The 23,908-nt window shown below is 65.5% G+C and carries 18 protein-coding genes; 14 read left to right on the top strand and 4 right to left on the bottom strand.

What is annotated here, in order from left to right:
- Positions 1–19 precede the first annotated feature (19 nt).
- The 13 genes from murG (at position 20) to M2432_RS17530 (ending at position 15,158) form a co-directional block, all read left to right on the top strand.
- The gene (gene murG / locus M2432_RS17590; protein ID WP_280828232.1) at positions 20–1,162 is read left to right on the top strand and encodes an undecaprenyldiphospho-muramoylpentapeptide beta-N-acetylglucosaminyltransferase; all 1,143 of its coding nucleotides are present in this window, start codon (positions 20–22) and stop codon (positions 1,160–1,162) included.
- Positions 1,159–2,607 carry a UDP-N-acetylmuramate--L-alanine ligase gene (gene murC, locus M2432_RS17585; RefSeq protein ID WP_280828114.1) on the top strand — a complete coding sequence of 483 codons (1,449 nt, stop codon included), beginning with the start codon at positions 1,159–1,161 and terminating at the stop codon, positions 2,605–2,607. Before murG ends, murC begins: the two co-directional genes overlap by 4 nt.
- Positions 2,604–3,569: an FtsQ-type POTRA domain-containing protein gene (locus M2432_RS17580; RefSeq protein WP_280828113.1), complete on the top strand. Its 966-nt coding sequence runs from the start codon at positions 2,604–2,606 to the stop codon at positions 3,567–3,569. Before murC ends, M2432_RS17580 begins: the two co-directional genes overlap by 4 nt.
- 248 nt (positions 3,570–3,817) lie before the next feature.
- Positions 3,818–4,999 (top strand): cell division protein FtsZ, encoded by a 1,182-nt coding sequence (gene ftsZ / locus M2432_RS17575; RefSeq protein ID WP_280828112.1) that lies wholly within the window; start codon positions 3,818–3,820, stop codon positions 4,997–4,999.
- Positions 5,000–5,033: 34 nt separating this feature from the next.
- Positions 5,034–5,750 (top strand): peptidoglycan editing factor PgeF, encoded by a 717-nt coding sequence (gene pgeF / locus M2432_RS17570; protein WP_280828111.1) that lies wholly within the window; start codon positions 5,034–5,036, stop codon positions 5,748–5,750.
- On the top strand, positions 5,747–6,490 hold the full coding sequence (locus tag M2432_RS17565) for a YggS family pyridoxal phosphate-dependent enzyme (RefSeq protein WP_280828110.1): 744 nt from the start codon (positions 5,747–5,749) through the stop codon (positions 6,488–6,490). Before pgeF ends, M2432_RS17565 begins: the two co-directional genes overlap by 4 nt.
- Positions 6,491–6,555: 65 nt before the next feature.
- Positions 6,556–7,200, top strand: coding sequence for a cell division protein SepF (locus M2432_RS17560; RefSeq protein WP_280828109.1), 645 nt, complete (start codon positions 6,556–6,558; stop codon positions 7,198–7,200).
- Between the two features lie 137 nt (positions 7,201–7,337).
- On the top strand, positions 7,338–7,631 hold the full coding sequence (locus tag M2432_RS17555) for a YggT family protein (RefSeq protein WP_280828231.1): 294 nt from the start codon (positions 7,338–7,340) through the stop codon (positions 7,629–7,631).
- Positions 7,632–7,897: 266 nt separating this feature from the next.
- Positions 7,898–8,716, top strand: a complete 819-nt coding sequence (locus tag M2432_RS17550; protein WP_280828108.1) for a DivIVA domain-containing protein — start codon at positions 7,898–7,900, stop codon at positions 8,714–8,716.
- Positions 8,717–8,726: 10 nt separating this feature from the next.
- The gene (locus tag M2432_RS17545) at positions 8,727–9,083 is read left to right on the top strand and encodes a DUF308 domain-containing protein (protein ID WP_280828107.1); all 357 of its coding nucleotides are present in this window, start codon (positions 8,727–8,729) and stop codon (positions 9,081–9,083) included.
- A 27-nt stretch (positions 9,084–9,110) separates the two neighbouring features.
- Positions 9,111–9,482, top strand: a complete 372-nt coding sequence (locus M2432_RS17540) for a DUF2784 domain-containing protein (protein WP_280828106.1) — start codon at positions 9,111–9,113, stop codon at positions 9,480–9,482.
- A gap of 220 nt (positions 9,483–9,702) precedes the next feature.
- Complete coding sequence (locus M2432_RS17535) at positions 9,703–11,115, top strand: nitrate/nitrite transporter (protein ID WP_280828105.1); 1,413 nt, start codon at positions 9,703–9,705, stop codon at positions 11,113–11,115.
- Between the two features lie 5 nt (positions 11,116–11,120).
- Entirely contained in the window at positions 11,121–15,158 is a 4,038-nt protein-coding gene (locus M2432_RS17530) for a bifunctional nitrate reductase/sulfite reductase flavoprotein subunit alpha (protein WP_280828104.1), read from the top strand.
- 23 nt (positions 15,159–15,181) lie between these two features.
- On the opposite strand, the gene M2432_RS17525 is transcribed toward M2432_RS17530, so the two are convergent.
- The 3 genes from M2432_RS17525 to M2432_RS17515 form a co-directional block, all read right to left on the bottom strand.
- Entirely contained in the window at positions 15,182–17,221 is a 2,040-nt protein-coding gene (locus tag M2432_RS17525; RefSeq protein ID WP_280828103.1) for an ATP-binding protein, read from the bottom strand.
- 58 nt (positions 17,222–17,279) lie between these two features.
- A complete protein-coding gene (locus tag M2432_RS17520) occupies positions 17,280–17,636 on the bottom strand; it encodes a heme-binding protein (protein WP_280828102.1) in 357 nt (118 codons plus the stop codon).
- A gap of 128 nt (positions 17,637–17,764) precedes the next feature.
- A complete protein-coding gene (locus M2432_RS17515; RefSeq protein ID WP_280828101.1) occupies positions 17,765–19,105 on the bottom strand; it encodes a YncE family protein in 1,341 nt (446 codons plus the stop codon).
- A 19-nt stretch (positions 19,106–19,124) separates the two neighbouring features.
- On the opposite strand from M2432_RS17515, the gene M2432_RS17510 reads away from it, so the two are divergent.
- Positions 19,125–19,709 carry a hypothetical protein gene (locus M2432_RS17510; RefSeq protein ID WP_280828100.1) on the top strand — a complete coding sequence of 195 codons (585 nt, stop codon included), beginning with the start codon at positions 19,125–19,127 and terminating at the stop codon, positions 19,707–19,709.
- Between the two features lie 409 nt (positions 19,710–20,118).
- Here the strand turns inward: M2432_RS17510 and M2432_RS17505 are convergent, their stop codons facing one another.
- Positions 20,119–23,628, bottom strand: coding sequence for an Ig-like domain-containing protein (locus tag M2432_RS17505; RefSeq protein ID WP_280828099.1), 3,510 nt, complete (start codon positions 23,626–23,628; stop codon positions 20,119–20,121).
- Between the last annotated feature and the right edge of the window lie 280 nt (positions 23,629–23,908).

Genomic DNA, 23,908 nt, shown 5'->3' with positions numbered 1-23,908 from the left:
GAGTTCGGGCCGAGGCGAGCTGAGCGACGGGAGAACTCGTAATATCTCGGTGGTCCTAGCCGGCGGTGGCACAGCAGGTCATATCGAGCCCGCGATGGCGGTGGCTGACGCCCTGGTGTCACTGCGGCCCGATGTTCGGATCACCGCGCTGGGCACTTCCCGCGGTTTGGAAACCAGGCTGGTGCCGGAGCGTGGCTACGATCTGCAATTGATTACTCCGGTTCCGTTGCCGCGCAAGCCTTCTGCGGATTTGGCCCGGCTCCCGCTGCGGGTGCGCTCCGCGGTGCGCGAGACCCGCGGAGTACTCGATGCAGTGCAGGCCGATGTCATTGTCGGATTCGGCGGGTATGTGTCGCTGCCTGCTTATCTGGCCGCACGTGGCGGGCTGCGTCGTCGCGCTGTCCCGGTGGTGGTGCATGAGGCCAACGCCAGTGCCGGCTGGGCCAACCGAGTCGGCGCCCACTCGGCGCGCCGGGTGCTGGCCGCGGTGCCGGACTCCGGGCTCAAAGGCAGCGAGGTGGTGGGCATTCCCGTGCGCGAATCGATCACTGCTCTGGACCGGGCCGCGCTGCGGGCGCAGGCCCGTGAGTTCTTCGGTTTCGGCGACGATGCCCGCGTGTTGTTGGTGTTCGGCGGCTCGCAGGGTGCCCAGTCGCTCAACCGGGCCGTTTCCGGAGCCGCTGAAAGGCTTGCTGCACAAGGTATTTCGGTGCTTCATGCCTATGGCCGCAAGAACACTCTGGATTTGCCCGACCCGGCACCCGGTGCCCCGCCATACGTGGGGGTGCCGTACCTGGACCGAATGGATCTGGCTTATGCCACAGCTGATTTGGCCATCTGCAGGTCTGGGGCGATGACGGTCGCCGAGGTCACGGCAGTCGGTCTGCCTGCGGTTTATGTTCCGCTGCCGATCGGCAATGGCGAGCAGCGGCTCAACGCATTGCCGGTGGTGAACGCCGGCGGCGGCCTGCTGGTCGACGACGCCGACCTCACCCCGCAGTACGTCGCCGGCACGGTCGGTGCGCTCCTTGGTGACTCTGCCGAACTGGACAAGATGACCGCCGCGGCCTCCCGGGCCGGACATCGCGACGCCGCCCGGCGGGTGGCGCAGGTTGCGCTCGACGTCGCGGCTGAAGCTGCACATGCGGCGGGCGCCCGATGAGCACCAATCAGTTGCCACCCGAACTGGCTCAGGTGCACATGGTCGGCATCGGTGGTGCCGGGATGTCAGGTATCGCCCGGATACTGCTTGACCGGGGTGGGCAGGTGTCCGGATCGGATGCCAAGGAATCCCGCGGGGTGGTGGCGTTGCGGGCCCGCGGCGCATCGATCCGGATCGGCCATGACGCGTCGTCGCTGGACATGCTGCCGGGCGGACCGACCGTCGTGGTGAGCACCCATGCCGCCATCCCGAAGGACAACCCGGAGCTGGTGGAGGCGCGCCGGCGCGGCATCCCGGTGATCATGCGGCCGGTGGTTCTGGCCAAGTTGATGAACGGCTACCGAACGGTGCTGGTAACCGGCACCCACGGTAAGACGACGACCACCTCCATGGCGATTGTGGCGTTGCAGCACAACGGTTTTGACCCGTCTTTCGCAGTCGGTGGGGACCTCGGGGAGGCCGGCACCAACGCGCATCACGGCAGCGGTCCCTGTTTCGTTGCCGAGGCCGACGAGAGCGATGGCTCGCTGTTGGAGTACACCCCAGACGTGGCCGTGGTGACCAACATCGAGGCCGACCATCTGGACCATTTCGGCAGCGTCGAGGCGTACACCGCAGTGTTCGACGAGTTTGTGGCGCGGATTCGTCCGGGCGGTGCATTGGTGGTGTGTGCCGACGATCCGGGTGGTGAGGCGCTGGCGCAGCGTTCTGCAGGCAAGGGCGTGCGGGTGCTGCGTTATGGCAGCGGCCAGCGCACCGATCTGGAGGCCAGACTGCTGACCTGGCAGCAGCAGGGGACCGGCGGGGTGGCGGCCATTCAGTTGGCCGGCGAACCCCACCAGCGCGGCATGCGGTTGTCGGTGCCGGGTCGGCACATGGCGCTCAACGCACTGGCCGCGCTGTTGGCCGCGCGCGAAGTTGGGGCCGATCCGGAGCGGGTGTTGGACGGACTGACAAACTTCGAGGGCGTCCGCCGCCGCTTCGAGGCGGTCGGAACCGCTTACGGGGTAAGGGTTTTCGACGACTACGCGCATCACCCCACCGAGGTTCGGGCCACTCTGGAAGCGCTGCGGGCGGTGGCTGGAACATCCCGGTCGATAGTGGTTTTTCAGCCGCACTTGTATTCGCGGACAAAGGCTTTCGCCTCGGAGTTCGGCAAGGCTCTGGACCGGGCCGACGAGGTCTTCGTGCTCGACGTGTATGCGGCGCGCGAGGCGCCGATGCCAGGGGTCAGTGGCGCCAGCATCGTCGAACATGTCAGTGCCCCAGTGCAGTACATACCCGACTTTTCGGCGGTCGCCGAACGGGTGGCCGCGAAGGCCGGTCCTGGTGACGTCATCGTCACCATGGGCGCCGGTGACGTCACCTTGCTGGGGCGGGAAATCTTGACGGCGCTGCAGGCCAAGGCGAATCGGGCCGCCCCGGGGCGGCCGGGATTGTCGTGACCGAACCGTCGGATTCGCCGGAAGCCGAGACGGCCGAATTGGCTGAAGCGGTCGAGGCGGTGGACGAGGCTGCTGGAGCCGAGGAACCTGAGGAGCCTGAAGAGACTGAGGATTCCGCTGCGCCGCAGGACGACCCGGGCCAGCCGGATTACGAGGGCCCGCGCCGCCGTGCTCGCCGTGAACGTGAAGAGCGCCGCGCTGCGTTGGCCAGGTCCCGTGCCCTCGAAGAGGCCCGTCGTGATGCCAAGCGCCGCGCGAACGGTAATCAAGACGCCGCCCGCACGTCGACCCGAGGTGTGATCCGAGGGCTGAAGATGCTGATGTGGTCGGCGCTGGTGGCGGTGTTGGCGGTGGCGCTGGGTTTGGTGCTGTATTTCACCCCGATCATGTCGGTACGTAATGTCGTGATCACCGGATTGGCGGCCATCAGCCAGGAAGAGGTCGAGCAGGCCGCGGCCGTTCGACCGGAGACCCCGCTTTTGCAGGTGGACACCGATGCGATGGCCGAGCGGATCGCCACCATCAGGCGGGTAGCCAGCGCCCGGGTGCAGCGCGAGTACCCGTCGACCCTGCGCATCACGGTGGTCGAGCGGGTTCCGGTGGCGGTCAAGGACTTTCCGGACGGGCCGCACCTGATCGACAGGGATGGCGTCGACTTCGCGACCGCGCCGCCGCCGGCGGGCGTGCCGTATCTGGACACCGATACGCCGGGCCCCAAGGACCCGCCGACGCGTGCGGCGTTGGAGGTGCTGTTGTCGCTGCGTCCGGAGGTCGAAAGCCAGGTGGTGCGGATCGGTGCGCCGTCGGTGGCCGGGCTGATCTTGACCCTGAACGACGGGCGTCAGGTCATCTGGGGAACCACCGACCGGACCGACGAGAAAGCACTGAAGCTGGGGGCGCTGCTGACCCAACCGGGGCATATCTACGACGTGTCCAGCCCCGACCTGCCCACTGTGAAGTAGCCCATACATTTCCCGTCGCTTCGCTCGCCCAGGCCATTTATTTCCCCGTCGCTCCGCTCGCCCAGGCAGAAAAATCGCGTGAACTATCGGCGCGCCTGCGCGATTGCGGCGCGGCGGCACCCTACCGTTCTGGTTGCGCGGAACAACTTGACATAACTCTAAGCCTATGGTTGAGGTTGAGGGTTTATTTCGAGAAATTTCGCTCGGGACAACCGTTCCAAAGGCCGATCCAGGGAGGAAGACGACCAATGACACCCCCGCACAACTACCTCGCTGTGATCAAGGTGGTCGGCGTTGGCGGTGGCGGCGTCAACGCCGTCAACCGGATGATCGAACAGGGCCTTCGTGGCGTCGAGTTCATCGCCATCAACACCGACGCCCAAGCACTGCTGCTCAGTGAGGCCGACGTCAAGCTGGACGTGGGCCGAGATTCCACCCGTGGCCTGGGCGCCGGCGCCGACCCCGAGGTCGGGCGCAAGGCTGCCGAGGACGCCAAAGACGAGATCGAGGAACTGCTGCGCGGCGCCGACATGGTGTTCGTGACCGCTGGTGAAGGCGGTGGCACCGGCACCGGCGGCGCACCTGTCGTGGCGGCCATCTCGCGCAAGCTCGGTGCGCTCACCGTCGGTGTGGTGACCCGGCCGTTCTCGTTCGAGGGCAAGCGTCGCTCCAACCAGGCCGAGACCGGCATCCAGGCGCTGCGCGAAAGCTGCGACACCCTGATCGTCATCCCGAACGACCGGCTGCTGCAGATGGGCGACGCCGCGGTCTCCCTGATGGATGCCTTCCGTAGCGCCGACGAGGTGCTGCTCAACGGTGTGCAGGGCATTACCGACCTCATCACCACACCGGGTCTGATCAACGTCGACTTCGCCGACGTCAAGGGCGTCATGAGCAGTGCCGGCACGGCGTTGATGGGTATCGGTGCCGCGCGCGGTGACGGCCGTGCCCTCAAGGCCGCCGAGATCGCGATCAACTCGCCGCTGTTGGAAGCCTCCATGGACGGTGCACACGGCGTGCTGATGTCGGTGGCCGGTGGCAGCGACCTCGGGCTGTTCGAGATCAACGAGGCCGCATCGCTGGTGCAGGAAGCCGCGCACCCCGAGGCGAACATCATCTTCGGAACGGTCATCGACGATTCGCTCGGCGACGAGGTCCGGGTCACCGTCATCGCGGCCGGGTTTGATTCGGCCGGTCCGGGCCGAAAGCCCGTCACGCAGGCGGTTCCCGGTACCGCTCCGGCCTCGAGTGGTGGCGGCGCACATCGCGCGCCCCAGACCTTTGCACCAGGCGGCGCCGGCAAGTTGACCAACGCGTTCACGCCGGCCGATCCGACCAGTGTTCCGGCTCCGACCAATGGGGTGACGGTGCGGGTCGGCGGTGGTGATGACGACGATGACGTCGACGTGCCGCCTTTCATGAAGCACTGATCACGGTGGGCGCAGGACGCGGACACTGGGACTCGTGACCTTCCGTATCCGCAGGGTGACTACAACGCGTGCCGGTGGGGTGTCCAAGCCGCCATTCGACACGTTCAACCTCGGTGATCACGTCGGCGATGATCCAAAGGCAGTGGCCGCCAACCGATCTCGGCTAGCCACGGCGATCGGTGTCGGCGTGGCCGACGTGGTGTGGATGAACCAGGTACATGGTGACCATGTCGAAGTTGTTGAAGGCCCCGGAACTGGAGCCGGGGGAGCCTACGACAACACCGACGCTCTGGTGACCACGAAACCTGGGCTCGCGCTGGCGGTGATCACCGCCGACTGCGTGCCGGTACTGCTGGGTGATGCACGAGCCGGTGTGGTGGCCGGCGTGCATGCCGGGCGGGTTGGTGCCGCCAAGGGTGTGGTGCTGCGCACGCTTGAGGCCATGCAGCGGATGGGTGCCGATGTCGCCGACATCTCGGTGCTGCTTGGTCCGGCAGTCAGCGGCCGCAATTATGAGGTGCCCTACGAGATGGCTGACGAGGTGGAGGCCGCGCTGCCCGGCAGCCTGACCACCACCGCGCACGGCACTGCCGGACTCGATCTGCGGGCCGGTATTGCCCGACAGCTCACCGCTGCGGGGGTCAAGTCCATCGATATCGATCCGCGGTGCACTGTCGATGACCCGAACCTGTTCAGCCATCGGCGCGGTGCTCCGACCGGACGGCTGGCGTCGGTGGTGTGGATGGAATGACGATGTCGGTGCGCGAGGCTGAACTTGCCGATGCACTCGTTCGGGTGCGGGCCCGTGTCGATGCTGCCGCTGAAGCGGCCGGACGCGATCGCAGCGAAATCGAATTTCTTCCAGTTACAAAATTCTTTCCGCCCAGTGATGTCATTGCGTTGTATCGATTGGGGTGTAATGCATTTGGTGAATCGCGCGAGCAGGAGGCGGCCCGCAAAGTCGTCGACGTTGAATCAGTACTGAACGACAACATAATTCGCTGGCACATGATTGGGCGAATTCAGCGCAACAAGGCCCGCGCTGTTGCGGGTTGGGCGTGGGCGGCGCATTCAGTCGATAGCGCGCCGTTGATCTCTGCATTGGGGCGGGGCGCGGTTGACGCCTTGGAGCACGGTCGTCGTTCGGCGCCGCTGCGGGTTTACATCCAGGTGAGTCTGGACGGCGATCCGGCGCGCGGCGGGGTCTCGTTGGAGCGACCGGCTGAGGTCGACGCTCTGTGCGCCGCCGCGCACCGCGAACCCGGGCTGGAATTGGCCGGGCTGATGGCCATTCCGCCGGTGGCCGCCGAGCCCGAGCAATCGTTCGGCCGGTTGCAGGCCGAATTGGTCAGGGTCCAAAGGCAATACCAGCAACCACTCGGCATGTCGGCGGGGATGTCGGATGACCTGGAAACCGCGGTTCGATACGGGTCGACCTGTGTGCGTGTCGGTACCGCGCTTATGGGACCACGTCCTCTAACGTCACCATGAGTAGTCACTCCAGTCACACAAACATCACAGACACCAACCACCACAGTCTGAGCTAGGGGCATCCGATGAGCACATTGCACAAGGTCAAGGCCTACTTTGGTATGGCGCCGATGGACGATTACGACGACGAGTACTACGACGACGAAGACCACTCGCCGCGCCCCTACCCGCGCCGTCGCGAGGACCGGTTCGAGGACGACGACTACGGCCGCGGTGAGCCGCGTGGCTACGACGAGCGCCTCGGCGGTCGTGAGTACGGACGCGAAATGGACAGTGCCCCAATGGGTTACCGCGGTGGTTACGACGAGATGCCGGTTCGCGGCCCGCGCGAGTTCGAGCGCCCGCGGTTCAACACCCTGCGTGGTGCCACTCGTGGTGCGGTCGCCATGGAGCCCCGCCGGATGGCCGAGCTGTTCGAGGCCGGCAGCGCGCTTGCCAAGATCACCACGCTGCGTCCCAAGGACTACAGCGAGGCACGCACCATCGGCGAGCGGTTCCGTGACGGCACCCCGGTGATCATGGACCTGGTGTCGATGGACAACGCCGATGCAAAGCGCCTGGTCGATTTCGCTGCCGGCCTGGCCTTTGCGCTGCGCGGATCGTTCGACAAGGTCGCTACCAAGGTCTTCCTGCTGTCGCCGGCCGATGTCGATGTCAGCGCAGAAGAGCGGCGGCGCATCGCTGAGGCGGGCTTCTACAGCTACCAGTAGCCACCGGCGGCGGCACGGGCCTTCGGCACGCTCCGGAGGGGGCCGCGGTCGGCGGGTACGCTGGGTGCGACCGGCGCCCCGATGTGCGGGGCACAGATCGCCGGAATCCCATTCAGACGGTAGTGAGGTCCACTGCGTTGGCGCTGTTTTTCGACATTCTGGGCTTTGCGCTGTTCATCTTCTGGCTGTTGCTGATTGCTCGCGTGGTGGTCGAGTTCATCAGATCGTTCAGCCGGGACTGGCAGCCCAGGGGCCTGACCGTGGTGGTGCTGGAGGCGATCATGACGGTGACTGATCCGCCGGTGAAGTTGTTGCGGCGTTTGATCCCTCCGCTGACCATCGGCGCGGTGCGATTCGATCTGTCGATCATGGTGCTGCTCATGGTCGTGTTCATCGGCATGCAGTTCGCGTTCCGCCAGGTCGGTGCGTAGGCGCAGAATTGATCGGTCATGCCCTGACCTGCGAAAAGCGTATTAATTACATTCGTGTAATTAATACGCTTCTTGCGTTCTGCGGCTATTGGACAGCTGTGACCTTCGCTACGGAAATTCCAATGAAACATTGAAATTCGTTCTTAATTCTCGACCTCACACGCAACCGCCGGGTCTGCTGTGACAGGATGGACGCCAGTTACTACTCCACGATGGCTCTACACTCTGACAGCGATTGACGGTCCAAGACTTCAAGGGGGCAGAAGATGCCGCTAACTCCAGCCGACGTCCATAACGTCGCATTCAGCAAGCCGCCTATTGGCAAGCGTGGCTATAACGAGGACGAGGTCGATGCATTCCTCGATCTCGTTGAAACCGAACTGACCCGGCTCATCGAGGAGAACAGCGATCTTCGGCAGCGGGTCGCCGAACTCGACTCCGAGCTGAAGTCCGCCCGTGCCGGCGGTGGTCCCCTTACTGCGCCCGTGCCCGCGCCGGTATTCGCCAAGCCCGAGCCGGAACCCGAGCCCGAGCCAGTCGCGCCGCCTGCCCCGCCGCAGCAGTTCGCCTCTGCCCCGGTTGGCGAGGACCACCACGTCCGCGCCGCCAAGGTACTGAGCCTGGCCCAGGACACCGCAGACAGGTTGACCGGATCGGCGAAGGCAGAGGCCGACAAGACGCTGGCCGACGCGCGGGCGCAGGCCGACGCTCTGGTCAGCGACGCCCGGCACACCGCCGAGACCACGCTGGCAGATGCCAAGCAGCGCGCCGAGGCCATGCTGGCCGACGCGCAGACTCGTTCGGACACCCAGCTGCGTCAGGCGCAGGAGAAGGCCGACGCCCTGCAGGCCGACGCCGAGCGCAAGCACACCGAGATCATGGGCAACATCAACCAGCAGCGTGGCGTGCTGGAAGGCCGGCTAGAGCAGCTCCGTACCTTCGAGCGTGAGTACCGGACCCGTCTCAAGACCTACCTGGAGTCGCAGCTCGAGGAGCTTGGCCAGCGCGGCTCTGCGGCACCGGCGGACTCGTCGGCCGGCAGTGACGGTGCTGGCTTCGGCCAGTTCAATCGAGGCAACAACTGACGGCTGACATATGCTGATCATCGCTTTGGTACTGGCCGTCATCGCCTTGGCGGCGCTGGTTACGGCGATTGTCACCAGCAACGAGCTGATCGCGTGGGTGTGTATTGCAGCCAGCGTCATCGGCGTGCTGTTGCTCATCGTCGATGCGCTGCGCGAACGGTCGCGTGAGGGTGAATCCGAGGAGATTGCCGATAGCGGCGAGGACGAGGCTGACGACGCTGAGGTCCATGCCGACGAGGACGAAGCCGAGGATTACCCCGAGGGTGAAGCTGAATCTGAGGGCGAGTCCGTCGAGTCCGAACACGCTGTGGCTGAGGATGACTCGGCCGACGAGAAGGCTGGCGCCGACAAGGGTGAGCCTGACTAGACCTGACCGGTCACTGATTGCACCGCCATGACGGCATTCCCACTTCTGGTGGGGGCCGTGGTGGCGGTGCATTTCTTTTTCATCGCCTTCATGGTGTTCGGCGGATTTCTGAGCTGGCGCTGGCCTTGCGTTATCTGGCTGCATGTCGTAGCGGAGTTGTGGGGTGTTTGGAGCACGGTGTTCGGATTGGATTGCCCGCTCACCGATTTCGAACGATGGGCCCGTCGAGGCGCCGGCATGGCCCCCCTGCCGCCCGACGGGTTCATCGCGTACTACATCACCGGAGTGCTGTATCCGGCGTCTGCCACCGGGTTGGTACGGGTGCTGGCGGTCGGCATCGTGCTGGTGTCCTGGGCGGGTTGGGCGCGGCGACGTCGGTCGAGTCGGCGCCCGGACTGAGCCGGCAGTACTGAGCTGCAGTAACGGGGTTCTGCCTGGGGCTGTCCTTCCTGAATGTTTCATGGGCATTTCGACCGCGCTGCGGTTGTGGAACTCGTTGTGCACCACGACAAGCCCAGGATGTGAGCGGGGTTTGACGCAGCGTACATAGCGGCGCAACGGCCGCGGAATCGCGCGCTCGTAGATCTGTATCAACACAACTACGAGTTCAGGAGAATCCGTGAGAGCACTGACCCGCAGCCACGACATCGAGCACTGGGATGCCGAAGATGTTGATGCCTGGGAGGCCGGCGGCAAGGACATCGCGCGGCGCAACCTGATCTGGTCCATCGTGGCCGAGCATGTGGGCTTCTCGGTCTGGTCCATCTGGTCGGTGATGGTCCTTTTCATGCCGCAGAGCATCTTTCACATCGACGCGGCAGGAAAGTTCTACCTGGTCGCCATGCCGACACTGGTCGGCGCCTTCATGCGGGTGTTGTACACCGTTGCTCCCGCGAAGTTCGGCGGTCGCAACTGGACGGTGACAAGTGCACTGCTGCTGTTCATCCCGACCACGTTGACGCTATGGGCCATGACCCATCACGGCACCTCGTACACCACTTTCATGGTGGTCGCCGCGGTTGCAGGTCTGGGCGGCGGTAACTTCGCGTCGTCGATGACGAACATCAACGCGTTCTATCCACAACGTCTCAAGGGCTGGGCGCTGGGCCTCAATGCCGGCGGCGGCAACATCGGCGTCCCGGTGATCCAGCTGGTCGGCCTGTTGGTCATCGCGACCGTCAGCAACACCGCCGCCTGGCTGGTCTGTGCGGTGTACCTGGTGCTTATCGCGGTGGCGGCGCTGGGGGCGGCGCTGTTCATGGACAACCTGCGTAACCAGAAGGCCAACTTCGGCGCTATCGCAGAAGTGCTGCGGTACCGGCACTCCTGGGTGATGAGCTTCCTGTACATCGGTACCTTCGGCTCGTTCATCGGATTCTCCTTCGCCTTCGCTCAGGTGCTCCAGATCAACTTCTTGGCCACTGGAGACACCGCGGCCCAGGCTGCGCTGCACGCCGCGCAAATCTCGTTCCTGGGACCGCTGCTGGGATCGATTTCCCGGCCGTTCGGCGGCAAGCTTGCCGATCGGATCGGCGGCGGGCGGATCACGCTGTACACCTTCGTGGCGATGATGTTCGCCGCAGGCATCCTGGTTGCCACCGGCGCCATCGTGGACGGTCACCGCGGAGTGGCCAACGGCACCGAAATGGCTTGCTACGTAGTTGGTTTCATCGCCTTGTTCGTCCTGTCCGGCATCGGAAACGGTTCGACCTACAAGATGATCCCGGCGATCTTCGAGGCCAAGGCGCAGAGCAGGGACGGGCTGAGCAGTGATGAGAAGGCTGCCTGGGCCCGCCGGATGTCCGGTGCGCTGATCGGATTCGCCGGCGCGATCGGCGCCCTGGGCGGCGTGTTCATCAACATCGTGCTCAGGGCTTCCTATGTCAGCCCGGCCAAGTCGGCCACCAACGCATTCTGGGTGTTCCTGGCCTTCTACGTGGTGTGCGCTGCGGTCACCTGGGTGGTATTCCTGCGGGTGCGCAGCGAGTCCGGCCGGGCGGTCATGGTTCCTGCGCCGGTGGGCGCGGGCTGACGGCCATGACGTCACCAGGCGCGGTGACCACACGCACGGCATGCTCGTATTGCGGTGTCGGCTGCGGGATTTCGGTCCAAACCCGCAGCGACCCCGCAACGGGCCTGCCCGTGATCGCACGAGTCTCCGGGGACCGGCTACACCCCACCAACTTCGGACGGCTGTGCACCAAGGGAGCCACCCATGCCGAGTTGATGGCCGCCGACGCCGGTCGGCTCACCAGCGCATTGGTGCGACGCGGCACCGAGATGGTCAGTGTCGCAACAGATGAGGCCACCGCAGAGGCCGGCCGTCGGCTGCAGGACATCATCGACGAACACGGTCCCGATGCGGTGGCGCTCTATGTCTCCGGGCAGATGACCATCGAGGCGCAGTACCTGGCCAACAAGCTGGCCAAGGGTTTCATCCGCACCATGCACATCGAATCCAATTCGCGCTTGTGCATGGCCAGCGCCGGTACCGGTTTCAAACAGTCCCTGGGTGCTGACGGCCCGCCCGGTTCGTACACCGATTTCGATTGCAGTGACCTGTTTTTCGTGATCGGTGCCAACATGGCCGACTGTCACCCGATCCTGTTTCTGCGAATGGCCGATCGAATGGCCAAGGGCGCCAAACTGATCGTCGTCGACCCGCGGCGAACCACCACCGCCGACAAAGCCGACCTGTTCCTGCAGATCAAGCCGGGAACCGACCTGGCACTGTTGAACGGTCTGCTGCACCTTCTGGTCGAAAACGGTGCCATCGACACCGAATTCATCGCCGAGTACACCGAGGGCTGGGAAACCATGCCCGCGTTCCTGGCCGACTATCCACCCGCAACAGTTGCCGCGATCACCGGTATCGCCGAAGCCGACATCCGCCGCGCCGCCGAGATGATCGCCGAGGCGGGGGAGTGGATGTCGTGCTGGACCATGGGGTTGAACCAGAGCACGCACGGCACCTGGAACACCAACGCCATCTGCAACCTGCACCTCGCCACTGGGGCGATCTGCCGGCCCGGTAGCGGGCCGATGTCGCTCACCGGTCAGCCCAACGCCATGGGTGGTCGCGAAATGGGCTACATGGGACCGGGATTGCCAGGGCAGCGGGCGGTGACCTCTACCGACGACCGGGCATTCGTCGAGGACCAGTGGGAGCTGGAACCGGGCACCATCCGCACTGACGTCGGTCCCGGCACCGTCGAGATGTTCCGGATGCTGGGCACCGGTGACATCAAAGCGGTATGGATCATCTGCACCAATCCCGTTGCCACTGTGGCCAATCGGCAGACCGTGATCGATGGGTTGCAGGCCGCCGAACTGGTCATCACCCAGGATGCCTACCGGGACACCGCAACCAACGGTTACGCCGACATCGTGCTGCCGGCCACCCTGTGGGCCGAGGCCGATGGCGTGATGGTCAATTCCGAGCGCAACCTGACGCTGCTGCAGCAGAGCATCCCGGCAGCCGGCGACGCCCGGCCGGACTGGGAGCTGATCTGCAATGTCGCCCGGCACATGGGCTTTGGCGACCAGTTCGACTACAAGTCCAGCGAGCAGATCTTCGCCGAGATCCGCCAATTCGCCAATTCCCGAACCGGATACGACCTGCGCGGGGTGACCTACGAACGGCTGCGGCAGACCCCGCTGCAATGGCCCTGCCCGCCAGAAGACACACCCGGGGGAGGCACCGACCGGCACCCGATCCGCTACCTCAATGACGGTGTGTCCCAGGACCTTTTCGAAATCGACGGGCACCAGCCCCAGCTCGCGTTCGCGACACCGTCCCGGAGGGCGGTGTTCCATGCTCGGCCCCACCTGGATGCGGCCGAGCTGCCGGATGACGATTTCCCGTTGGTGCTCAACACCGGACGGCTTCAGCATCAGTGGCACACCATGACCAAATCCGGTGTGGTGGACAAGCTCAACAAGCTCAACGGGTCGCCGTTCATCGAGGTCCATCCACTCGACGCTGCCGAACTGGCGATTACCGATGGTGCGCCGGTCGAGATTTCGTCGCGCCGCGGTCGGGCGGTACTGCCTGCAGTGGTGACCGACCGGGTACGCCAAGGCAATTGCTTTGCCCCGTTCCACTGGAACGATGAGCAGGGCGAGCACCTGACCATCAATGCGGTCACCAACGATGCGGTGGACCCGGAATCGCTGCAGCCCGAGTTCAAGGCGTGCGCGGTCCGGCTGGCCCCGGTCGCGCCAGCACCCAAGCCGGTAGCAGAGCCGGTGGTAGCCGGTCTCCATCCGCTGGCCGCAACTCTGGGCCTGAGCGGACCACCGGCGCTCAATGAGGACGAAAAGGTTTACCTGTCAGGATTTTTCGCCGGCGCCCAGCATGCCGTGGGGGTCCCGGTATTGCCCGGTTCAGCACCGGTCAGCGCGACGGTACGACTCTGGGTCAACGGCGCGCTGGCCGGTGCACATGGTTCGGCGGCACCGGTGATCGAGGCAGAGCCGGTGCAGACGCCCACTGGCCCACTGGTCCTCTGGGCGTCGCAGACAGGCACCGCAGAAGAGTTCGCAGCACGTCTGGCCGCGCGGATCGCCGGCGCGCGACTGCGGCAACTCGACGGCACCGCGTTGTCCGAGGTCGCGGCCGCACACGATGTCGTCGTCGTGACAAGTACTTTCGGTGATGGTGGCCCTCCGGACAATGGCTCAGAGTTCTGGGCACAACTCGGAGCTGCCGACGCACCGTCCCTGAGCGGCGTTCGGTACGCCGTGTTGGGTATCGGTGACCGGTCGTACGGCAACTTCTGCGGCTACGCCAAATCGCTGGATCGCCGGTTCGGCGAGCTCGGCGCCAGCGCGCTATTGGCCCGTGCCGACTGCGAGGCATACGACGATGAACCGTTGGCGCAGTGGGCAGATGCTGTCACCGACCTGGTCACCACCCCAGCCGCCGAACCGGACAAGCCCGCGGTTCCGGCTAAACCATCGACCAAGCCAGCCGCTCCGTTCACCCGGGCCAACCCGCTATCTGTTCCGTTGTGCCGCAACGTTCTTCTCACATCAGGTGAATCGATCAAGGAAGTGCGTCAGTTCGGATTCGACCTTTCCGGTCACGATGTCAGTTATGGAGTCGGCGACGCACTGGGCGTGATTGTCAACAACTCGGCCGATGCGGTGTCCGCCTGGCTCGCCGCCACCGGGTTCTCCGGTGACGAGGTGATCGAGATCGATAGTGGTGAAACATCCCTACGTGGAGCCCTCAGCACGTCGTATGACATCTGCAAAGTGACCCCGAACCTGATCAACTTCTTGGCCGAGCGGTGTGGTGCCAAGATTCTGCGTGCGCCCCGCGAAGAAAGGGATCGTTGGCTTGACGGCCGCACCGGGTTGGACCTGGTCGAGGAATTCCGGGTGCGTGCAGACATCGAAGAGTGGCGAGATGCGTTGGTGCGCTTGGCTCCCCGGTCCTATTCGATATCGTCCAGTCCGCTGGTCAGCCCAGACGAGGTGCAGCTGACGGTGTCGGTCGTGCGCTACCGAGGGGCTCGCGGTGGGATGAGGCACGGTGTGGCCTCTACTTTCCTGGCTGACCGCGCCGACAAGGTACCGGTGTTCCTGCAACCGGCTCCGCATTTCCGGCCGCCTGAAGACGCGCTGACCCCGATGATCATGGTCGGCCCGGGGACCGGGATCGCGCCGTTCCGGGGCTTCCTGCACGAGCGTCGCGCGCTGGGCCACACCGGGCGCAACTGGTTGTTCTTCGGCGACCAGCACAGGGCCGAAAATTATTACTACCGCGACGAGTTGGAGGCATTCGAGGCGGACGGTCTGCTGACCCGGCTAGACCTCGCGTTCTCCCGGGACCAGGCGCGGCGGGTGTATGTGCAGCACAGGATGCGCGAGCGTGGCGAGGTATTGTGGCGCTGGTTGGAGGACGGTGCGCACTTCTATGTGTGCGGCGATGCCGCCCGGATGGCCAAGGACGTCGATGCCGCGCTGACCACCATCATCCGAACTCATGGCGGTAAGTCTGAGTCGGCGGCGCAAACCTACAAGCGTGAACTCATTGCCGACAGGCGGTATGTACGTGATGTGTATTGAGGTTCGCGAGGGCCCGTCAACAACTACCTGGAGTCGTGCTGGGTCGTGCCCGCAACCGCGGACTCGGCGACCGCCTCTCGTGCCAGCACACAATCAGCCTGCGCGGCAACGCGATCCAGCGAATTCGCGGCCCGCACGTCACCCAGCCGTATTGCGGCGCGCCAGCACAGTACCGCTACGGCGAACTGCCCGGACCTCTCGGCCATCCCAGCGGCCTGCCGCGCCGCACTGACCGCTCCGTGGTGGTCCCGTCCGGCCCGCAATCGCCAGGCGCGGGCGAGTCCGAGTTCCGGGGCGAACAGGGCCGACTTGGTCCCGTGCCGGGATTCGGCCCGCGACAACACCTTTGCCGACTCGGTGAGTTGACCCAACTGGGCCAGCGCGATGGCCCGAAGGGTCAGCGACAGCGGGCCCCATGAGTAGCCGGTGCGTTCCAGAATCATCGACGCAGGGCCTAAAAGCTCTGCAGCCGCCTCCAATTCATCAGTTTCCAGCAGAACGTGAGCCAACAGCACTTCGCCGATAGCACGGCCCGGTTGCTGCAGTTCGGCGAAATCGGTGTACTGCTGGGCCACTGCCCGGGCACCTGTGTTGTCTCCAGCCATCAGCAGCGCGGTGGTCTGGGCCAGGCCGACTGTGAATCGCAGCAGGCCTGGGTGCTCGGCACCGAAGGCCCGCTGAGCCATCGGTTCCACCTCTGCGAACCGTCCCGTCCGCGCTGCGCACAACGATGCAGCGCTGGCTGCCCATGCCACCGCGGTATCGGAGGCGCCCGTCGAACTGAGCACCTCGTCGGCGAGTTGGGCAGCGCGCGCGGGATTTCCGGCGTTCATCGCGAACGTCGCCGCCAGCGCGTCAATGGTGGTCTGCGCCTTCTGTTCGGTGAGCCCGAGCCGGGTCGTGCGCAGGAAGGCCGTTGCCTGCTCCGGTTGTCCAAGCATCCAGAACTGGTTGGCGGCTCGTGGCAGCGCCCACTCGATCAGCTCCGGGTCAGACAACTGCGCGGGGTCCACTGCCGAGAACACCTCGTCGGCGGCCCGCCCATGGCCCTGCCAGGCCAGTGCCTGGCCCAGGATGAGCCGGGCAGCCAATGTGTCTTGGCGCCGTAGTGCGGACTCGGCCAGCCGCTCTGCCAGCGGCAGATCTCCCAGCCGCAGCGCCTCGGCGGACGCTGCCGCCATTTCTGGAGCCGACTGTGGGTCGTCGCTGTCCAACGCCAGTTCGGCTACGCGCAGTCGGTCGCTGGCGTGTTCGCGGGCGCGGGCCGCTGTCAGCGGCAGCAGTCGGCTGCGCAGTTGTCGGGCATTTTCGTCCAGGGCCGCACGCGCGGTCTCGGCGAACAGCGGATGGGCGGGGTAGATCATCGCGGTGGTTCCGGTGGGGCTTATCTGGTCGAAACGCTCCACCGCTCCCAGTCGTTCGGCGTCGCGCACCGCCGGCTGCGAGGTCAGCGTCACCAGGTCGGCCAGGGCGATGGGCTCCTGCACGCTGAGCAGGTCAAGTACTTCGCGCGCCTGCATCGGGAGCTCGGCCACAAAGCGCCGCACATCGGTGAGATTGGTTGCCGCGGTATCGGTTCCGATGTCGATGCGGCGCATCAGCCCGTCGTCCCAGAGTGCTCGGATGGCTTGCGGTGCGGTGTCGGCACGGGCAGTGACGATCATCTGGGTGTCGCCGGCCAACGCCACCTGGTAGACCAGGGTGGCCGACAGCGCGTCGAGCTGATTGGCATCGTCGACGATCAGCACGTCCTCGGCATCGGCCTGCAGCGACTCGCGTGCCGCGCGCAGCAAGGCGGCCGGCTTGCCGATATCGGAGACGTCAACCAGATGGCTGAACGCACCGAACGGAACATGGCGCTCGGTGGGGGTCCCGATGACCCGGCGCAGGACAGCCTGCGGATGCGCCGCGGCGTACCGCTCGGCGGCCAGCCTGGCCAGCGTGGATTTGCCTGCGCCGTCAGGACCCAGCACAACCGCCCCGGGGCAGTCCGGGTCCTGCAGGGCCGCAGTCAGCGCGTTCAGCGCCTCGGCATGCTGGGGAACGCTCCACGGCGTGGGCACCGCCGAATCCTATGGCGATGTACGGCGCGACAGGCTGATTACGCGATGACGGGGTGGATCAGGACAACGCGTTGAACAGCGTCGCCAACTGCCCCGGCGAAACTGACGTCCCGCACTGACCGCGCATCGATGTCAGTGGCCGTGCGATGTTCTGCAGGTCCAGAAACTCACCGGGATGGCCGACGAAGTAAGCGCGGACGGACCGTTCGGCTTCATCGGTCGGCTGGCTGCCCGCTGCGGTCAGCACATCGTTGGCGTCCGGGTGTGCATCCAGGTAGCCACCGGCCTGGGCCAGCACTCCACTGGCGGTGTTGGCCAGCCCGCTTGCTGAACACGGTGGCGCAGCGGCAGCCGTCGGGGCGGTGATCATGAGCGAGGCGAATCCACCGAGCGCGAGCATGGCAGTCAGTTTCATACTGTGATCCTGCGGGAAACCCGACGATTTCGTGCGCGATGTGCGCGAATCGCAAGCGCCGTTTCCGCGGGGTGGACGTGGCCACAGGGCAGACCAGCAGCTACCTGCTGACGGGTCTGATCCGGGCGCTACACGGCGACCACCAACACCCTGTCGTCGCCGAGGGCAACATAGATGTGGCTGCCGTCGGTGCTGACCGCCACTGCCTGCGGTTGGGTTAATGTGCCGAGGGGGATGGTACCGACGACGGTGTTGGTGGCGGTGCTGATTGCCGACACCGTTCCAGTGCCGTCGTTCACGACATAGACGAGGCTGCCGTCGGGGCTGACCGCCGCCGCCTGCGGGTCGGTTCCTGGGCCGAGGCCGATGGTATCGACGACGGTGTTGGTGGCGGTGCTGATCACCGACACCGTGCCGGAATTGAAGTTGGCGACGTAGAGGGTTTTGCCGTCGGGGGTGACCACCAGTCCCGACGCCGGGCCGAGTCCGACGGTGATGGGGGTGCCGGGGGTGTTGGTGGTGGTGTCGATCGGGGTCACTGTGCTGATGCCGTTGGAGACGTAGACGGTGCTTCCGTTCGGGGTGACCGCGAGACCAAACAGTGAGCCCCCGATGGTGATGGGGGTGCTGGCGGTGTTGGTGGTGGTGTCGATCGGGGTCACCGCGCCGCTTTCGACGTAGACGGTTTTGCCGTTAGGGGTGACCGTGAGATAAAACGGCGCGCCCCCGACGGTGATGGGGGTGCCGGCGGTGTTGGTGGTGGTGTCGATCGGCGTCACCGTGCCGCTCTGCTCGCTAGCGACATAGAGGGTGCTGCCATTGGGGGTGATCACCACGCCCTCCAAGCCGCTGACTCCGACGGTGATGGGGGTGCCGGCGGTGTTGGTGGTGGTGTCGATCGGCGTCACCGTGCCGGAACTGAAGTTCGAGACGTAGACGGTTTTGCCATTGGGGGCGACCGCGATCCCCGCCGGGCCGTATCCGGTGATGACGGTGGCCACAATCGTGGGCGGTGAGACGGGCACGGTGATGGTTTCGGCGGTCGTCGACAGGCCGTCATGCACGGTGACGGTGAAGCTGTCCGTCCCGGTGGCGATAGCGCTGAGCTTGGCGATCGCATTCGGGGTGTAGGTGAAGGCCAGGGTGGTGGGGTTGAAGGTGACCGTGCCGCCGCCGGCACTGGTGGGGTCAGCGGTGTAGGTCAGGTCCGCGCTGGGGTCGGTGCCAAAGACTGCCGATCCTGTGACCGTGCCGGTGTTGGGGTCTGCGGTGCCCACGATTGGGGTGCCGGCTGGCGGTGCCGGATCGAACACGTTCTCCACCTCGCGGGCCACCGCCAGGCTCAACAGCTGGAACACGTAAAAGAAGCTGCTCGGGTTCGGCTGCGGGTCTGCAGGGTTCAGGCCGGTAAACGACAAGAACGCGTCGGCGAGGGAATTCCCGAAGGCTTCTAACGGGCTCGCTGTCACTGGTGGCGGGGTGCTGACCGTGACCGCCGTGACCACGCTCGGGCTGACAGCCGCGGTGCCGACCGGCGTGGTGCTCGGTGGAGCGAGCACCACCGCCGCCGTGACCGACCGCGGCGCGGTGCTCGGTGTCGGGGTGCTCAATGCGGTCGTGCCCGAGTCGATGGCGGACGTGGACACAGTGGTGGGGTTGGAATTCCGGTGTGTGCCGGTCGTGCTGCTCGTGGACGCGGGGATAGTCCCGCTGGTGTTCGACGCGCTGGGAATCGTGCCGGGGGGATTGGAGCCGCCCCCGTTATTGTGGCTCGATCCGGTCGGGGCACCAGAGCCGATGTACAGCGCGGATCGGGCGGTACCGACGGAGCCCGTGCTGCTGCCCGGGCCGGTGATGCCGGGGGTGGTTGGGGAGCTGCCCTTGGCGGTAGGGCCACTCGCCGTGGAGCCCGGGGTGGCAGAGCCTCTGGAGCCGAAGGATTGGCTACTGCCGCCGGCCGTGGAAGTGCCGGTGTGTGACGTGTCGGCGTGGGCCAAGCCCGACCCGCTGGCCAGCGCCGCACCGACACAGAGGGAGAGCGCACCCGCGCCGAGCCACGTCGATGCCTGGTGATGATGCTGATGGGCGCGGCGGGCTGCCTTCTTGCGTTCAACGTCGGCCTCGGCTCGGTTGCTACGGTGCATTCCGGTCACGGTCATCGCGGCGGCACCGCCGGTGGTCACACACCTGCGAGCCGACGTCCGTGGTGTGCACCTGGTCTGGCGGCGTTTGGACATGTTGCAATCCTTCGACGTGAGGCAGGTCCCCACGGGCGGCTCTTGCTGAATTTTCGCTGATCAGAGATAGCGGAAATCGTAATTCGCGTGAGGCGCGACAGGTGAAGTAGCGCGCCACTGCAATTTCGCCTGGCATGGGGCGGTACTACTCAACCCAAGTTTTGACCTCCCGCCAGCTGCTCAGACGGCGGGGGCAATAAGGGCTTGTCGGCTCAGTTGCTAGCCCTCAGACGAAGACATCACGGTTAGTTGCCGGTGGTCCTGGTGCCGGAGCCGGCGGCCCATTGCGCCCAGGCCTGCGACAGGGTGCCGACGTTGACCACACCGTTGGTGACGGTGTAGTAGCCGTCGTAAACGGTGAAGGTATTGGCCGTCGGCGTAGTACCGAGGGTGCCGCCGGCGCTCCACGAGATGGTGGTCGTGCCGGAGCCCCAAACGGTGACAGATCCGGTGCCGAGGGTGTACCCGGCGCCTGCGCCGGGGGTTATCGCCGTGTTGGGAATGCTGTCGCCATCGGCATCACTGATGGTCATCGTGCCCACCGTGCAGACGCCGAAGGCGCAGGTGAGGCCGCCGAAGCCGGTTATCGTGGGCGGGGTGTTTATCGCATAGATCGGCACATTGACGGTGTAGGTAGCAGTGCCACCAAAGCCGTCGCTGGCCGTGACGGTGAACGTGTCATTCATTTGTGCCGACGTGGCACCGATCTTGGCGGCTGCGTGGCGGACTGTGGTCGACAGATTCCCGGTGTAGGTGAAGCTCCCGTCTGGGTTGAACGTGAGCGTGCCGCCCTGGGAGCCGGTGGTCGCGGTGTACGTGATCGTGTCACCGTCCGCGTCGGTTCCGGTGAACTTCCCAGTGCTGGTCTGCGTCGTCCCGGACAGTGTGCCGACCGTCGGGGCGGTGGTGAGCGTCGCTGTGGGCGCGGTGTTGGCGATCGTCGGCTGGACGGGCACCTGCAGAGTGACCGTGCGGCCGTTGGCGTCGGTGGCGATCACGGTGAACGAGTCGGCGGCCGGAGCGGTGTGGCCCGCAGCGGTCCGGGTGTAGGTGAAGGCGCCGGTGGTCGGGTTGAACGACAGAGTGCCATTCGACGGACCGGTGCCCAGCGTGTAGGTGAACATTCCGGCGTCGGCGGTCGGAGCCGGCAGTGACCCGGTGACGACGCCCTGCGTCGCGGTGTTGATGTTGGCTGCGGTGATCGCGGTGGAGTTCGGCACCGTGACTGTCGTCGTGACAACACCGCCGTGGCTGTCGTCCACCTGTACCTGGAAGCTTGCCGAGCTACCACCCGTCGCCGTCGAGGTATAGGTGAAGGCGCCCGTGGACGAATTGAGGGTGACGGTGCCGCCGTTGGTGGTGTAGGCGGAGTTGCCGCTCAGACCCGTGACCGACGAGCTGACCAGCGAATAGGTCAAGGTGTCGCCGTCGGCGTCTGTGCCGGTGACCGCGCCGCGCACCACACCTAGCGCATCGGCGCTGCCCACGGAGCTGGACACCGTAGGGGCGTTGTTCTGCGTGCCGATGATCTTGATCGCGAAGGTGACGTTGTAGGGCGCGCCGTCCGCCGTGTACACGGGTATGGTCACGGTGTCGGACTGGCCGGCCGCGCCTGCGTGGAAGTACGCAGTGCCGGGAAGCGTGGCCGTGTAGGTGTATCCACCGCCGTAGGTGTTGATCGTCACCAACGCCCCCCATGCCGAGGTGTAGGTGTTCCCGTCAGCGGGCTGGAAGTTAACCGCACGGCCGTCCTGGTCGAGCGCAGTGAACGTTCCCGCCGCATACTCCGATTCCGAGCTGCCGCTCCCAATGGTGTAAAGCCAACTCTCGTACGTCGTGCTGGTGCTGAACTGTGCGTAGTTGGAAATCTCCTGGAACCGCTTGTACAGCGCGACCAGCACAATGTAGGTCACGATCGTGGACGGATTGACCTGCGCGGCGGTCCAGGTCGGCAACGTCATGGACAGGAGCTTTCCCGGGTTGCTGTAGACGCCGCCGCCCACGAGTATCGACGCGGCGATCTTGGTTTCCAGACTGGCGGTGTTGCTGAGGTCATCCCTGGTGACGGTGGCGCCGGTGGTTGTGTAGATGACGTCAATCTCGATCTGTTGCGGGTCATAGACGTTGTTGAGCATGTCGCTCAAGGCTGTCGCAGTTCCGGCCACTGCAGCGCCCACGATCTTGTACACCGAGATCACACTGAGTGTGCCTGCCCCAGAGGCGATTTGGACCTGCGGCACGATCCGGTTCAGGAAGTCGCCCAGCGCGTTTAGGGTGTCCGCGAATGTGTAGGTCGGGATCGCGGGGGTCGACCAGAAGTTCAGAATGCTGACCAACCCAGAAATCACAGCTGCTGGGGAGCCCGCGGGCGGATTCGCGATCAAGGCGTTGAGTTGGGTGTCTGCGGCGTCCAGAGCTTGGTCGATTTGGTTGGTCGCTACGGAGACGAACGTCTGTGGCGTTCCGGCCCACGCCAGGTTGTGCCAGATCCAGGAACTCGTGCCGGCCAGCCGATCGACCGCCCTCTGCAAGACGAAGAGAAACGCCGCGGCGGTGGGGTCAACGGCTGCGGTGGAGGTGGCTGCGGCCGACACGGCTGCGGTGGAGGTGGCTGCGGCCGACACGGCTGCGGTGGAGACGGCCGCGGCCGACATCGCCGGGTGGTTCAGTTCCCCCGTGAGCAGCGCGCCGACGACCGGCACCGTGCCGATGACATCGAGAGCCATCTTGCCGATTTCGTCCGCGATCCCGGTGAGGTCCGTGTGTTGGACGGCGTGGGTGAATTGGCTCAGATCCTGGCCCAACGTGTTGCTCACGGTACTCAGACCCGGGATCCAACCCAACAACTTGTTCAATGTCGCGCTGAGTGCTTCGCGCTCGGATTCTGACAACGTCGTGGTCGTCGACGCGTCGGTGGCCGCCGCCGGTTCGGCCGCGGCCGGCGGCACATCCGACGTCGTGGTCGTGGCCGCGGGGAGCTTACTGATCTGGCTGATCTGGGCGTTGCGGTGTTGGCGGGCGGCCAGCCACATCGTCGGCACCACCGCGTCCACGGAACCGACGGGCGATGAGCCGAAGTTTGCGGACGAGCCCAGACCGATCTTCTTGAGGACGTCGTCGATGGCGGCCTGGAAACCGGAGGGCTTCGGTTCGGTTTTCGCGTTCTGGGCAGATGACGTCGCGGCCGTGGCGACCGCAATAGTCGGCGCGGCGGTCGGGGTCGTCGCCGACGCGGGCGTCACCACCACGTTGGTCGGCGCCGCTGCCGCGACGGCCGGCGTCCGGGCCGACGGAGCGGCGGCGACGTTCTGGGGGCGCCAGGAATGGGTCGCGGACGCCGGAGCCGGGTGGGCCGACGGCGCCGGGTCGGTTTGTGCCTGCTTCCGGCCATGGGCCTTGGCGGAGGGCGTGCGCGGTGTGGCGGCAGGGGCAGCGTCGCCGACGCCGTCGGTTGTAGTGGTCGCGTGCGTGGAGCCGGTCGTTGTAGGTCGTTTCGGCTTGGCCTTGCTGTTGTGGTTGGCCCCGTCGGGTTTCTTTGTGGCCGCAGTCCCGGGGCTGGGCGCGCTGGGTTTCGAATTCGTACCCGACGAATCATCGGCCGACGCGACACCGGTGGCGTTGGCAGCCGACGCGACCAGCCCGATGCCGACCGCGCCGATCCCTAACCAGTGCGCATAAGTAGATGACTGGAAGTTCGAGGGCTTACGGTGCTTCCCCTTTGTCCGCCGCGATTTACGTGGACTGGCGGCGGCCATTGCAGTTCCTTTGCTCTCTTGTGTCTAGGCAAACAGGTTCGTCCTAGTCCAGCGCCGAATCGTGGACTGCCCGCGCTTTCCGGCCCATCGAATCCCCCCGCTCGGAGGAGGGTAAGGCGTGCCCATGTGACCTACCTCGAGAGACGTACGCAACAGTTCACTTCGCAAATTAACATCGCAGTAAAGGGGTCTGCTGCACGAATAGGTGACACCTGATCTGCCTAGTTTTCAGAGCTGGGCTGAAAGGATGTCATCGTGTCCAAGCCGTATCCCAAGGAGT

This window comes from Mycobacterium sp. OTB74, from assembly GCF_029892685.1.
Taxonomy (GTDB): domain Bacteria; phylum Actinomycetota; class Actinomycetes; order Mycobacteriales; family Mycobacteriaceae; genus Mycobacterium.
Note: the sequence above shows the minus strand (reverse complement) of the source record. Positions and strands in the feature narration are given on the sequence as shown.

Bases quoted from the DNA above. Each gene is read 5' to 3' on its own strand.
- murC (WP_280828114.1), top strand. From the start codon at position 1,159: ATGAGCACCAATCAGTTGCCACCCGAACTGGCTCAGGTGCACATGGTC.
- M2432_RS17530 (WP_280828104.1), top strand. From the start codon at position 11,121: ATGACGTCACCAGGCGCGGTGACCACACGCACGGCATGCTCGTATTGC.
- M2432_RS17565 (WP_280828110.1), top strand. From the start codon at position 5,747: ATGACGATGTCGGTGCGCGAGGCTGAACTTGCCGATGCACTCGTTCGG.
- M2432_RS17545 (WP_280828107.1), top strand. From the start codon at position 8,727: ATGCTGATCATCGCTTTGGTACTGGCCGTCATCGCCTTGGCGGCGCTG.
- ftsZ (WP_280828112.1), top strand. From the start codon at position 3,818: ATGACACCCCCGCACAACTACCTCGCTGTGATCAAGGTGGTCGGCGTT.
- M2432_RS17540 (WP_280828106.1), top strand. From the start codon at position 9,111: ATGACGGCATTCCCACTTCTGGTGGGGGCCGTGGTGGCGGTGCATTTC.
- M2432_RS17520 (WP_280828102.1), bottom strand. From the start codon at position 17,636: ATGAAACTGACTGCCATGCTCGCGCTCGGTGGATTCGCCTCGCTCATG.
- M2432_RS17505 (WP_280828099.1), bottom strand. From the start codon at position 23,628: ATGGCCGCCGCCAGTCCACGTAAATCGCGGCGGACAAAGGGGAAGCAC.
- M2432_RS17550 (WP_280828108.1), top strand. From the start codon at position 7,898: ATGCCGCTAACTCCAGCCGACGTCCATAACGTCGCATTCAGCAAGCCG.
- M2432_RS17560 (WP_280828109.1), top strand. From the start codon at position 6,556: ATGAGCACATTGCACAAGGTCAAGGCCTACTTTGGTATGGCGCCGATG.